The sequence below is a fragment of the Maribacter sp. Hel_I_7 genome (genome assembly GCF_000688315.1).
In the GTDB taxonomy this organism is placed as follows: Bacteria; Bacteroidota; Bacteroidia; order Flavobacteriales; family Flavobacteriaceae; genus Maribacter; species Maribacter stanieri.
Genome location: NZ_JHZW01000003.1, coordinates 1,441,543 through 1,455,277, shown reverse-complemented (window position 1 = coordinate 1,455,277; position 13,735 = coordinate 1,441,543). Strand labels below are relative to the sequence as shown.

The following is a 13,735-nucleotide window of genomic DNA, read 5'->3' as shown; positions in this document are numbered from 1 at the left end:
TTTTAGAAGAATCAACAACACCACTAAAGTGCTGTTGATTCCTGAATTTTTTATTTGTTATTTTCTGTACTATCCATTTCAGGATAATTCTTTTTTTCTATCATATAATACACCAATGGTACCACCAATAATGTAAGAACTGTAGATACAATAGTACCTCCCATCAATGAAATCGCAAGACCTTGAAAAATAGGATCAAATAAGATTACGAAAGCTCCAATAACTACGGTACCTGCAGTAAGCAAAATTGGAGTGGTACGTACCGCACCAGCTTCAATAGCAGCTTGTTTTAAGGGCACACCTTCGGCTAAACGTAGATTAATGAAATCTATAAGTAGTACCGAATTTCGTACCATAATACCTGCAAGGGCTATCATTCCAATAAAGGAAGTAGCGGTAAAAAATGCGCCCATAATCCAGTGACCTAAAATAATTCCAATTAATGATAATGGTATGGCTACCATCATTACAATAGGTGCTTTAAAGTTTTGGAACCATCCTACAATTAAAATATAAATTAAGATGATGGCTCCCATAAAGGCAATTCCTAAATCACGGAATACCTCAAGAGTAATTTGCCATTCACCATCCCATTTAACGGTATAGTCATCTTCAAACTCAGGTTGGCCTAAGTACATTTCGGTAATTTGATATCCTTTAGGCAATGCTATTTCTTTAAGCTTTTCATCCATACCCAAAATAGCATATGCGGGGCTCTCTAATTCTCCTGCCATATCTGCCATTACATATACCACGCGTTTTTGATTTTTGCGGTAAATACTCTTAGCACTTATGGTTTCTTTAATATCAACTAAATCTGCAATAGGTACCATATTACCCTGTTTAGAAGTAATCTTTAACTGTGAAATATCTGAAATTGTTGATTTCTCCTTTTCATCTAAAGCCAATAGTAAACCTACTTGGTTGTTAGCATTTTCATCGTATAAATTAGTTATGGCTCTATTGGATAATGCCATGTTCATGGTATAGGCAATTTGCTGTGGTGCCACACCATAAAGCATTGCTTTCTCTTTGTTGATTTCGAATTTATATTCAGTTTGGTCAGCTTCTACTAGCCAATCGATATCAACAACATCATCAGTATTTTTCAAGATATTTTTAACACTACTCGCAATTTTAATCTGTTCCTCATAATCAGGCCCATAAACTTCAGCTACAATTGTAGAAAGCACAGGAGGTCCTGGCGGAACTTCAACCAACTTAACATTGGCATTGTATTTAGCAGCTATTTTCTGTATATCTGGACGTAGTAAACTTGCAATATCATGACTTTGAGCAGAACGTTCACCTTTATCAATAAGGTTTACTTGAATATCTGCCATATTACTACCACCACGTAAATCATAATGACGAACCAAACCGTTAAAGGTAATAGGGGCAGAGGTACCTACATAGTTTTGGTAATTAACAACCTCTGGTCTAGTAGATAAATATTGAGCAATTTCTTGAGCAACCACACCTGTACGTTCTAACGTAGTACCTTCTGGCATATCTATGACTACTTGAAACTCGTTTTTGTTATCAAAAGGCAACATTTTTACAGCTACAGATTTGGTAAAAAACAATACCATTGATCCCATTAGCATTAAAAAAGTCAGTCCTAAAAACAACCAACGTTTGCTTTTGTTTTCAATAAGAGGGCGTTCATATTTATTATAAATTCTGTAAATAAAGGTTTCCTCTAAAGGCTTTTCTTTCTTTTCAACTTCACCTTTTTTATCTTTTTCTCTCAAGAAAATATACCCTAAATAAGGCGTTATGGTCAAAGCCACGAAAAGAGATAAAATCATTGCTATTGATGCACCTATAGGCATTGGAGCCATATAAGGACCCATTAAGCCAGATACGAATGCCATTGGTAAAACAGAGGCGATAACAGTAAAGGTTGCTAAAATAGTAGGGTTACCAACTTCGTTTATAGCATAAAGTGCTGCCTGCTTAAACGGTAGTCGTTTCATTTTAAAATGCCGGTGCATATTCTCGGCAATAATAATAGAGTCATCTACCACAATACCTGTTACGAAAACTAAGGCAAATAATGTAATTCTGTTTAAGGTGTAGTCAAGCATATAATAACTCAACAACGTCAAAGCAAATGTAATGGGTACGGATAAAAATACGACCAAACCACCACGCCAGCCCATTGCTAACATAACCACTAATGTTACCGCAATTATAGACCCTATTAAGTGTAATAAAAGTTCGGACACTTTATGAGATGCCGTTTCTCCATAGTTTCTAGTGATTTCTACGTGAACATCATCTGGTATAAGTGTCGTACGTAAATGGTCAACTTTATCAATAACGATATCTGCAATTTTCATTGCATCTGCACCTTTTCTTTTTGCTACCGAAATGGTAACCGCTGGGTATTCAGATTTGTAATCTGATACCTTATCGCTTGCTTGACCAAAACCTAACGACACATAACTTTGAGGAATCTCTGGTCCGTCTATAATGCTCGCAATTTGTTTTAAATAAATTGGTTGGTTCTGTTGTACACCAACCACAAGGTTTTCAACATCGGTAACCGAAGCCAAAAAATTACCGGTATTTACCAAAAACTCGGTATCATTCTTATCAAAACTACCAGAGCTCAATTGAGCATTGTTAGCCTTAATCATTTCAGAAACAGATAAGAAATCTAAGCCACTGGCGGCTAGTTTATCCTTATCTAAAACCACACGTAATTGACGATCTTGATTACCAATTTTATGGGTAGTAGCTACATCGTTAACTTTTTTAATCTCGCTTTCCAGTTCTTGTGCCATTTGGCTCAACTGGTACCCGTCATAGTTTTCGCTCCATAAGGTAAGTCCCAGCATAGGTACGTCATCAATAGCACGCGTTTTTACCAAGGGGAATGTTACGCCCTGCGGCATAATATCCATATGCTTATTAATTTCATTGTATAATTTTACGAAAGAACGCTCTATGTCTTCGCCCACGTAAAACTGAACAATGACCATACCCTGTTCTTTCATTGAAGTTGAATACACATATTCTACACCTTTGATATTCGAGATTAATTTCTCTAAAGGTTTAATTACACGAGATTCTACTTCAGCAGGACTCGCACCAGGGTAGCCTACAAATATGTCTGCCATTGGCACGTCAATTTGTGGTTCTTCTTCCCTCGGAATCAAAAACGAACTGTACACCCCAATGACCATAAATACAATCATTAGTAGTACCGTTAACTTGCTGCCTATAAATAATTTGGCAATTTTACCAGCTAAACCTTCCTTCATTATTTCTATATTTTATTTGTGTGTTACCACCTGCCGGTTGGCAGGTGGTCGGGCTTTCCGCTCATACTCCTCGGCACAAAAAGTGCCTGTGGGGTAACCGCTTCAATCCCTAACCCAGACTCGTTTATTGATTGGAGATTTTTGCTCCGTTAAATAATTTTCCTTCTGCAGAAACTATATATTGTTCATCTGCAGATAGTCCTGATAATACTTCTACTTGATCACCAAAAGTTCTTCCCAATCGCAACCAACGTAATAAGGCAGTGTTGCTTTGACTCACGGTATAAATTCCAGATAATTGACCTTTTTTAACAATGGCTTGTACAGGTATCATTACGGCAGAACTTGTTGTTTTTCGTGCTACGGGAAATTGTACGGTTGCGTACATACCAGATAAAATCTGAGCATCGGTTTTATCTAATATAACCTTGACCAAATATTGACCTCCTGTATTTTTAGAAGAAGTACTCACTTCTGTTACCTTACCTTTTACATTCTCATTTAAAGCTTTTACCTGTACGGTAACCTCAGTGTCATTTTTAACAGCAAGAATTTCAGATTCCGGAACCATTGCCAAAACTTGATATTTACCAGGAGATTCTACTTCTAGCAAAGGCATACCTGGGTTTGCCATATCACCTGCACTAATGAATTTATTGGTGACCACACCATTAAAAGGAGCACGAATATTCGCATAACCCATTTGTGCATTTACACCGTTTCTCATTTGTTTAGCAGACTCTAAACGTGCCTTAGCCATGTTATAATTGGCTGTGATATCATCTAGTTCTTTCTGTGAAGCACTGTTTTCTTTAAATAAAGTTGAAAATCTATTAAAGTCCTTTTCGGCATTAGTAAAAGCAGCTTCAGCCTCAGTGATTCCTGCATTTACCTGTGCTAATTGAGCCGATACATCAGCATTATTAACACTCATTAATAATTGACCTTTATTCACTTTATCACCAACATTTACATATATCTTATCTACATACCCCATCATACGGGTACTGATATTTGCACTTTTAGCAGCTTCAATTTTTCCACTTACGGTTAAAAACGGACTACTATTGTCCTCAGAAACAGTTTTTACTTGAACGGCTATTGCTGGCGAGTTATCAACTACAGCTTTTTTATCTTCGCTTCCACAACTAGAGATTAGGATTGTTGCTCCTAAAATTGCCGTGATTATATATTTTTTATTTTTCATCTTTATGCTTGGTATTAAGTAATGGATTTATGCTATTCTTTCGTTAGAAATTGTACATACGCCAAGGCGTAATTATGTTGAAAAATTGTTGCGTAATATTCTAATTGCTTTTGAGAGTATTGTGTTTCGGACATTAGTAAATCTGTAGTTTTTTCTAAACCTTGCTTGAACCTATTGGTGCGTATACGTAATGATTCTTCAGATTGTTCTAGTGCCAGTTTTGTAAGCTTTAATTTGTTTTTAGCATCTTCATAACCTCTTTTTGCTTTGTTAAGCTCTAATTGGCTTTCAGATTTATACTGTTCTAATTGTAGTTTAGATTTGTCATATTCAGCCTTACTCTTTTGAGATTTTCCAAAACGCTTACTTCCTTCAAAAAGATTCCATTTTAATTCTGCGCCAAATAAATATCCTTGGGCTTGACCTTGAAAAATTTCATCGTCATGTAACTCATAAGTGCCAAAGGCATTTAATCTAGGTAAGAAAGCCATTTGGTCTGCCTTGTGCATTTGTCTATATGCTTCGGTAGCAGAATTCATGGCTAAAATATCTTTTCTGTTTTCAGATAAGTTTACAACCGTTGCAGTCGCATCATTAGTGATAGCTAGTGAATCTGAAGGTTTTAAAATTTCATTTTCATCAGCATTCATTAAAACAGATAGGTAGTTGCTGGCATTTAGAATATTACTTTTTGCGTATTGCAGTTGATTCTCTATTTCTGTAACTCGCACTTCTACAGAAAGAACATCAGATTTTTGTAGGTAGCCTTGTTTGTAGCTATTGTCAGCTATACGCTTATTTTCTAAAGCTGTTTCTTGGGCTTTTTCTAAAACCTTCACCGTTTTATAGGCGAGTTGTAATTGCATATACGCTTTTTCAACCTCAAGCGCTAAATAATCTTCTGTTCGTCCAGACTGTAGTTCAGTGGCTGTTAACTTAGCTTTTGCTGCTTTACGTTGATAGATTCCGTCGAAGTTTATAAGCGGCTGTTGTACTTCAACCCTGGTCGCAAAATCTTCTATTTGACTAGGGTCGTTTAACAAATCTGGGTTAAAATCTGCCGCAGTTAAAATTTCCTGATTCAGTTTGGATCCAAAAGCCATTAGCGGGTTAGTGGTAGCAATACCAGTATGCGATACACTAATATTGGGCAATAATATAGCATTGGTCTGATTAAAATCACCCTTAGCGGATAACACATCTTGCCGTGCCATTTTTAACGTGTTATTGCGTTCCTTAACTTTAGTTAGAACTTCATCTTTTGTAATAGACTTAGTTTGCTGTGCAAGTCCAGAATAAAAGACGAATAACAATATCAATCCTATTTTATACTTCATCGTATTCATTTATTTAATACAAAATTAGGGTGCTAAAACAGCCTGTACAGTAACTAATGTTACCGAAGGAAATTTCTTTCTTGAAAAAATAGCTGTTTAAAAAGAAAAGGCACTCTTTTATAAAGAGTGCCTTTTACAACCAACTGAAAATGAAATGTATATTAAGTTTATGTTTTAGGAGATTTAATAAAAATATTGACTAATAGTCCGCCCATTAAACCGCCATATAGTGTACTGTTTATTGGTTTGGAAGTAATGGCACAAGTACCACTAAGGCAACCAATTTCTGCGTAATACAAATACCCTGTAATAGCACCGATCACCACACCAATTGTGGTTAGAAAAATCCCTTTTTTAATCATTAATTATTTGCTTTTCTAGTACCGCCATGACCACCAGCCACTACTAACATTATTTTTATGCTTAACCAAATGAACTTAAAAAATTGAATTATTGGGTTCATCATATAAAAGCGTTTCGATTTTGATATTCTCTGTGTCATTTTTTTGGTCTTAAGTTTAATTAATTTAAAATTTAGAGTACCCTTCCTTAAGCTATTCAGGAATTAGCCACCAAAAAGGTTTCATTTTTGCTTTATAGATAAAGGCATAGTGTAAGGCTAGTTTTAACCAATGCCCGGCCAACCCAATTTCACCAAAAGTTTTGCCTAATTGTCTACCTTGTGTTTCGGGATATTTGTGATAATCAGGTACAATAGGGTAGGTGGTAATACTAATGCCACTACCTTTTGTCATTCCATATCCTGCCGATGCAATACACGCAGCACCCATATTACCTAACGAACCTTTGTGGTGTAATTCTTTTTTTCCGTTAATAATATCAATAATATTATCTGCCACTAATTTTGCGGTAATACCAGAAGGCATTCCTGTTCTGGGTGGGGCTGGGGATATAGTTGTACCATTTTTGCTTACCCTAGGTTTTGAAATTGCATGAGGTGGAGCAAAAGCAATACCAGGTGCAAAAATATTTTTATAAGATGGATTCTGATACGTTTCAGGCCAATCTTGTACACTCCATTCTTCATATGGTTTAGGCGTATAATCAGCATCTACCAACATAAATCCTTTAAAGAGTTTTTCTGTAATATCTTCGTTATTTTTATCAAACGCTTTAAATCCATGCCCTGAGAAAGCAGGTATTAGCATAGCAAAATCATAAGTTTCAGTATGGTATTCACCATCTAGGGTTTCATAATGAGCTATACCGTCTTCTATTTTATTGACCCCTGCACCAATAATCCATTTTATACCACGGTCTTCAAAAACCATCTCTACCATTTCGCTAGATTTCATGATATTGTTGCCGTAACTGAGTAGCATGCCATCCATACCAAAATCACCTAATTGATGCTCATTGGCAATCCATATAACTTCAGCTTTGTCACGTACGTTATGTCGTCTCAGTTCTTGTTCAACATTTAAAATATATTCGAAAGCTGCGCCTTGGCATGTAGATTTTGCGTGACCAGTGCCAATAAGTATTTTTACTTTTTTACCTTGTTTCATTTCCTGAATCAAGTCGTTCAAAGCATGCCAGGCATGTTCGGCGTGGGTATATGTACAAACAGAATATGCTTTATTAGTTCCCGGATTTAAACCTTCAGTCATGTCAAAAGCTAATTTGGGACCAGTAGCGTTTATCAAATAATCATAGGTTACTTTTTCGGTTTGTCCTTTTTTCTCATCGTTTACATATTCAATTTTTACAAAAGGCCGTGTAACCTCGGCATCACCTTCTGGGTGAAACGTAGTTACTTTCGCTTGTTTATAACCGATATTTTTTTTCCTGTATATTGGAGCTAAGGGAAATAGAATTTGTTCAGACTTCATTCTACCGATACCAACCCAAATGTTTGAGGGTATCCATTGGTAATTGCTGTTTGGCGAAACGACTAATACTTCATGTTCTTTCGATAATTTTCGACGTAGATGAGCTGCTGCAACATGACCAGAGATTCCTGCACCTAAGATGACTATTTTTGACATTATTATAATCTTTTAAGTTTATACTAAGGTCTCTTTAATCTTAAAGCTATACAGTAACCTTTGTTACATAAACAGATTTAATTCATTTCGTAATAATCGAATATTAAAAACAATTACAGATTGTTAATGTTACTTTGGTATAGGCTATTGACTATTATCATATTTCTATTTTAATAGGATCCTTAATTTTGAAAAATCTGATTAAAATAGGTTAGAAATGAGAGGAAGTTCAAATACGTTAATTTATATCATAGCTGGTGTTATTGTTCTTCATTTTGTAGTAGGCTTCATTTGGCTGATATATAAAATGAATAAGAAGAAAGATAACTAGGGTTTTTCGTTTATGATTTATTGAACTTATTATACATCATTTTAGCTAAAACAAGACCTAGTGCTCCGCCTAAAGCCGATACTACTAAATTGATTATTAGACGAAACCCATCAAAATCACCATCGTTCATTATTGACCATGGATTAAAACCCAATCTACCAAAAGTCTTTATGAATAATATACTTCCAAAAACCCCAACAATTGTATTGCCAATAACACCAAACGAGTATTTCTGAATTAGAAAGCCTGTAGCATTTGCGGCAACAATTCCTATAAGTATACTGATTAATGAAATTAAAGTGCCAGTCATAGTCTTTTCTTTAATCTAATGACCATAATCCATATGATCTATTTTTCCTCCCATTAATCTTTTTTGAACAATGAAATAGATAATTAATAGAATGAACCCAATAAAACCCCAAGTTAAAGCTACAGATAAGCCATAATTAGATGCTGCTGTATTGTATATGGTTAAAGGCTCGTTCACTGAATTTACTGAAGGTAGAATTACTGGGAACATAGATGCTAATGATGAAGTAATTCCGCCTAGTATCAGTAAAGTTGAGAGTGCAAAACCATGGATTTCTTTCTTTAACTTTTTAATGAAAAATAAGCCAATAAGCCCGGTTAGATATATAAGAGGAAATATCATGAGATATGGTTTTTCCATAAAATTATCTAACGAATTAGGATTAACTACTTGCCATACTACTAAAGAAAAAATGGTTAGCGCTGCAAGCGCAATATTAAGTTTAAAGATGATGTTTTTAAGATTACCGTTTATGGATGAATTGGTTTTTAAAATTATCCAATTTGCACCATGAATAGCCAAGGTGACTACAGAAATTAAACCGATAATAATCGTGAACCAATCTATGATTCCTGGATGATCTGATAAAGGGCTAAAACTACTGTTCCATAAAGGCAAGAAAAAATAATGCCCTTCATATACAGATACTCCATCTTCAACTCCGCCTAAATTTACTCCTCTGACAACATTACCTAAAGCAATCCCAAAAAATAAGGCTAACAATAAACTTGAAACTCCAAAAGATTTATCCCAAATATCTTTCCACATTTGAAAATGGAATTGACCTCTAAACTCCAAACCTATAGCTCTAAAAATAATTAACCATAAAACAATTATTAATGGTAAGTAAAAGCCACTAAATACAGAAGCATAAAAAGTAGGGAAAGCCATAAATAATAGACCACCAGCGGCAACTAACCAAACCTCATTAGAATCCCAAAACAAACCCGCAGATTTTGCAATGACTTCTTTATCTTTTTCCGTTTTCGCAAAAAATAAATGAATGATTCCTGTGCCAAAATCATACCCATCTAAAATGAAAAATACTGCTAAAACTATAGCAATTGCTATGAACCAAAATGTTTCCATAATTTAATGTGTTTGATGTTTAGGACCTTGATTAATTGTTTTACCCACTAAGACTAAGAACAAAAGTCCTAATAGCATATACAAGGCTACAAAACCAAGTAAAGTAAATAAGGTGTTACCTGATGAAACTGTAGGAGACACCCCTTCAGTTGTTCTTAATAAGCCATAAACCAAATAGGGTTGTCTACCTAGTTCTGCCGTATACCAACCTGTAAGATTAGCTATGTATGGGAATGGAACCAAAAACATGATAGACCAAAGTAATGCTTTTGATGTGTATAGTTTTTTACGCCATAGTAAAAAAGCAGCCAGCGCCATTATAGCCATAAATACGGTGCCTAAACCAACCATTATATGATAAGAATAGTACAAAGCAGGAATGTTATCTGGTAATTCTTCTTCTTTAAATTTATCCATACCCACTATTTGCTTATCCCATTCTTGGTAGGTTAAGAAGCTTAATACATTGGGTACAGCAATTTTATTATCTAATTTTTTCTCTACCATATTGGGCTGCCCTATGAGAACAATTTCTGCCCCGGCATGTTCAGTTTCAAAAATACCTTCCATAGCTGCGAAAGCTGCCGGCTGGTATTTTGCGACATTTTTCGCATTCCAATCGCCAGTAGGAAAAGCCACCAAGATGCTAGATACCAAACCAAATATGACTCCAGTTTTTAAGAACAATTTTCCGTGTTCAATTTGTTTGTTTCTTAGTATGTAAAAAGCTCCAATGCTGGCTACCACAAAGGAAGAGGTGACCACAGAAGCCAATTGATTATGTAAAAAGGCGGGTAGAAGCCAAGGGTTACCAAATAGAGCGGAGAAATTTTCGAGAACAAACTTACCATTGTCCAATATTTCATATCCTACGGGATGTTGCATCCATGCATTGGTAGCCAAAATAAACCAGCCACTTGCCCAAGAACCTAAGAATACCAGAAAACCTGTTAAGAGGTGTAGTTTCTGTCCCATTAACTTTTCACCAAAAATAAACAGCGCTAAGAAAGAAGATTCTAAGAAGAAAGAAAAGAGACCTTCCATTGCTAGGGTCTGTCCAATTATACCTCCTGTTAGTTCAGAGAATTTTGCCCAGTTGGTGCCAAATTGAAATTCCATAGGAATACCTGTGACAACGCCCATGGTAAAATTGATGGCAAAAATTTTCATAAAAAATTTAGCGGCATCATTATATTTTTCAATTTTATTTCTGAGGTATTTCCATTTAAAATAGACGATTATTAATGACAGGCCCATGGTCATTTGAGGAAATATATAGTGGAAAGTAATAGTAAATGCAAATTGCAGTCTATCGTAAAAAATCATGTCCTCCATATGCTATATTATTTACAATATTTAGTATGATTACAAAAGTAGACAACAGGTGGTTTTTAAAGGTAACCATTGTTACATAATTGAAAAAAATCTATATTAAATCACCATTTTAACAAGATAACTTTGTGAGCTTCTTTTTTTATTAAAATTTAGGGTCAATCTTTCTAAACATAAAAATCCCTGAAATTTGACTCTTCAAATTTCAGGGATTTTAATATTGCTATTCTAGGTACTAGTCTTTATATGCAGAAAGCATCCAAACTAATTTTTCTTGTTGTGTAATATAATCGCTCATTAATGATACTGTTCCTTCATCTTCAGCCTCAGCAGCGATTTTAAGTGTAGCCCTTTCTTTTTTTAATAAGATACTTAAGCTTTCTAATATATTATCAACAGCCTTATCGCCGTCAACAACATTTTCTATAGCCTTAATCTCAGAGCTTTCTATATACTTGGCAAAAGTATGAATAGGTGTATTGCTTAAAGTAAGTACACGTTCTGCAATTTCATCTACTTTAATCAAAGCATCATTATACAATTCTTCAAATTTCATATGAAGTTCAAAAAATTTTCTTCCTTTAATGTTCCAATGAAAACCTCTTAGATTCATATAAAACATTTGGTAGTTAGATAACACATCATTTAAATGAGTTGCGATATCGTTAGTGCTGTTTTTGTCTAATCCGATGTTTGATAAATTTGTATTTGTCATAATTATTAATTGTAATTATTAATTTTTTCACTTAGGTCGAATACTGGTGTATTCTTAATCTCTTTTGATACAATGCTATATCCTGCAGCACTTCTATAACCTCCAGCACAATGAATAACAATTGGCTTGTTCGTAGGTATTTTATCTATTGAATTGCGTAATTCGTTTAAAGGTACGTTAATAGCATTGTCAAAAAATTTGTTCTCTGTAAATTCACTTTTGTTTCTTATGTCTAAAATGGTGAAATTTTCTTTGTTTTGATCAAACTTTGTAAAGTCAAAATTATCCGACTTTTCGTAGTCGTCATTTAAGGTCAATACTGCTTTTATTTGCTGTTCATACCCTATTTTTGCTATTCGTTCAAGTATGTCTTGTCTATCGCTTATGCTTTCCACCACCATATAAAAAGGCTCTGAAGGTTCAACTATGGAACCTAGCCAAGTTTCTAGTTTATCATCAATATTTCGAGCCATAATATTAATGGAATTTGGTAAATGATTTTTCTTGAACTCTTCTTCATCTCTTGTATCGATTATCAAAATATCCCTTTCAATTTTAAAAGCGCCTATTTTTAATGGAATTTGAGAAATAAACTTTTTAAAATTTGATGCACCTTTTTTATTTATATCTACATCATAGCCAAAATAAGATGGAATGAAAGGCTGATCTTGTAAAATATGGACAACAAATTCTTTTTTGGTTAAATTTTTAAATGCCCAATTACCAAGACGTTCATTGCCTAAAGTACTGGAAGATTCATTGCTCATGTTTTTGCCGCAAAGTGAACCAGCACCATGTGCCGGATAAACTAAGGTGTCATCAGGTAAATGATTGAATTTGGTCTTCATTGTAGTAAACATAGCTTCGGCAAGTTGCTCTCGTTTCGCTTTCATATTACCAGCTTTCTCTCTTAAATCGGGTCTGCCAACATCACCTATGAACAAAGTGTCGCCTGTAAATATGGCTTGTTTGGTATTTTTATCTTTTGCTACGATTGTAATTCCGTCAGGTGAATGTCCGGGAGTATTAATTGCGGTAAAGGTTACCTCATTCATTATAACAGTAGTGCCATCGTCAAATGTTTTATGGGGATAATCGGCGCCTACTAGCTCACTCACATAAATTATGGCTTCAGTTTCTTTATGAATTTGTAAATGTCCACTAACGAAATCGGCATGAGGATGCGTTTCGAAAATGGCAACAATTTTAGCATCGTTTTCCTCGGCAAATTTATAATATGGTTCTGGATCTCTAGATGGATCTACTAAGGCCATTTCATTACCACTTAAAATCGCGTATGAATAATGAGCCAACGGTTTATCTTCAAATTGTTTGATTATCATAAGATCAGTTTTTAAGGATTATCAAAGAATCGGTTTTGAAAAGTTTTCAAAACCGATTTCAATATAATTATAAAGATTTTTTGGCAAGGTACCAATCAACTTTTTCTAAAGTATCATCTTCTAAACGAGCATTTAGTTCATCTAAGGTTTTTGGAGATGATACAATAACTTTATCACCTCTTTTCCAGTCTAATGGCATAGCAACTTTATGCTTGTCAGAAGTTTGTAATGCATCTAGGGCACGTAAAATTTCATCCATATTTCTGCCTACATTTAATGGATAGTACATTACTAATCTAATTTTTTTCTTAGGATCAATAAAAAATACTGCCCTTACCGCAGCCGTTTCACTTTCGTTGGGTTGTAACATTCCGTAAGCTTTAGAAACCTTCATGTCAAGATCTGCAATAATCGGAAAGTCGAAATACACACCTGTATTTTCTCTTACGTTCTGTACCCATCCTAAGTGTGCGTGAACACTGTCTATACTTAAGCCTAAAAGCTCGGTATTAAGTTCGTCAAATTCGCTTTTACGAGTTGCAAATCCACTCATTTCAGTTGTACAAACCGGAGTGAAATCTGCGGGATGCGAAAACATAACAATCCATTTGTCTTTAGCAAAATCAGACATTTTAATTTTACCCTTAGTTGTTACAGCTTCAAAATCTGGTGCTATATCACCAATTCTAGGCATTGAAATCACTTGTTCCTGTATACTATTTTCGTTGTTCATAATAAATATTATTTATAGTTTTATATTTTTTGATAAAATTAAATTATCAAACAGGTT

Annotated in this window: 12 protein-coding genes; all 12 read right to left on the bottom strand. The window is 34.6% G+C overall.

The genetic code is table 11. The features are described 5' to 3' along the window. Positions 1-50: 50 nt before the first annotated feature. The 12 genes from P178_RS0118140 to P178_RS0118080 all read right to left on the bottom strand — a co-directional run bounded on the left by P178_RS0118140 (position 51) and on the right by P178_RS0118080 (position 13,678). A complete protein-coding gene (locus P178_RS0118140) occupies positions 51-3,272 on the bottom strand; it encodes an efflux RND transporter permease subunit (RefSeq protein WP_027067567.1) in 3,222 nt (1,073 codons plus the stop codon). 124 nt (positions 3,273-3,396) lie between these two features. Further along, entirely contained in the window at positions 3,397-4,479 is a 1,083-nt protein-coding gene (locus tag P178_RS0118135) for an efflux RND transporter periplasmic adaptor subunit (protein ID WP_027067566.1), read from the bottom strand. 32 nt (positions 4,480-4,511) lie between these two features. Beyond that, positions 4,512-5,816 (bottom strand): TolC family protein, encoded by a 1,305-nt coding sequence (locus P178_RS0118130; protein ID WP_027067565.1) that lies wholly within the window; start codon positions 5,814-5,816, stop codon positions 4,512-4,514. A gap of 167 nt (positions 5,817-5,983) precedes the next feature. Continuing rightward, on the bottom strand, positions 5,984-6,178 hold the full coding sequence (locus P178_RS0118125; RefSeq protein WP_027067564.1) for a DUF6132 family protein: 195 nt from the start codon (positions 6,176-6,178) through the stop codon (positions 5,984-5,986). Continuing rightward, positions 6,178-6,318 carry a hypothetical protein gene (locus P178_RS23480; protein WP_170861966.1) on the bottom strand — a complete coding sequence of 47 codons (141 nt, stop codon included), beginning with the start codon at positions 6,316-6,318 and terminating at the stop codon, positions 6,178-6,180. Before P178_RS23480 ends, P178_RS0118125 begins: the two co-directional genes overlap by 1 nt. 52 nt (positions 6,319-6,370) lie before the next feature. Continuing rightward, on the bottom strand, positions 6,371-7,825 hold the full coding sequence (locus P178_RS0118115) for an NAD(P)/FAD-dependent oxidoreductase (RefSeq protein ID WP_027067563.1): 1,455 nt from the start codon (positions 7,823-7,825) through the stop codon (positions 6,371-6,373). A 341-nt stretch (positions 7,826-8,166) separates the two neighbouring features. Continuing rightward, on the bottom strand, positions 8,167-8,466 hold the full coding sequence (locus tag P178_RS22335; protein ID WP_036147126.1) for a hypothetical protein: 300 nt from the start codon (positions 8,464-8,466) through the stop codon (positions 8,167-8,169). A gap of 15 nt (positions 8,467-8,481) precedes the next feature. Continuing rightward, positions 8,482-9,555, bottom strand: coding sequence for a cytochrome d ubiquinol oxidase subunit II (cydB, locus tag P178_RS0118100; protein WP_027067562.1), 1,074 nt, complete (start codon positions 9,553-9,555; stop codon positions 8,482-8,484). Positions 9,556-9,558: 3 nt separating this feature from the next. Beyond that, entirely contained in the window at positions 9,559-10,890 is a 1,332-nt protein-coding gene (locus tag P178_RS0118095; protein ID WP_027067561.1) for a cytochrome ubiquinol oxidase subunit I, read from the bottom strand. A 232-nt stretch (positions 10,891-11,122) separates the two neighbouring features. After that, the gene (locus P178_RS0118090; protein WP_027067560.1) at positions 11,123-11,602 is read right to left on the bottom strand and encodes a Dps family protein; all 480 of its coding nucleotides are present in this window, start codon (positions 11,600-11,602) and stop codon (positions 11,123-11,125) included. 5 nt (positions 11,603-11,607) lie between these two features. Beyond that, positions 11,608-12,945: an MBL fold metallo-hydrolase gene (locus P178_RS0118085; protein ID WP_027067559.1), complete on the bottom strand. Its 1,338-nt coding sequence runs from the start codon at positions 12,943-12,945 to the stop codon at positions 11,608-11,610. Between the two features lie 67 nt (positions 12,946-13,012). Further along, positions 13,013-13,678 carry a peroxiredoxin gene (locus P178_RS0118080; RefSeq protein WP_027067558.1) on the bottom strand — a complete coding sequence of 222 codons (666 nt, stop codon included), beginning with the start codon at positions 13,676-13,678 and terminating at the stop codon, positions 13,013-13,015. Positions 13,679-13,735: the final 57 nt, after the last annotated feature.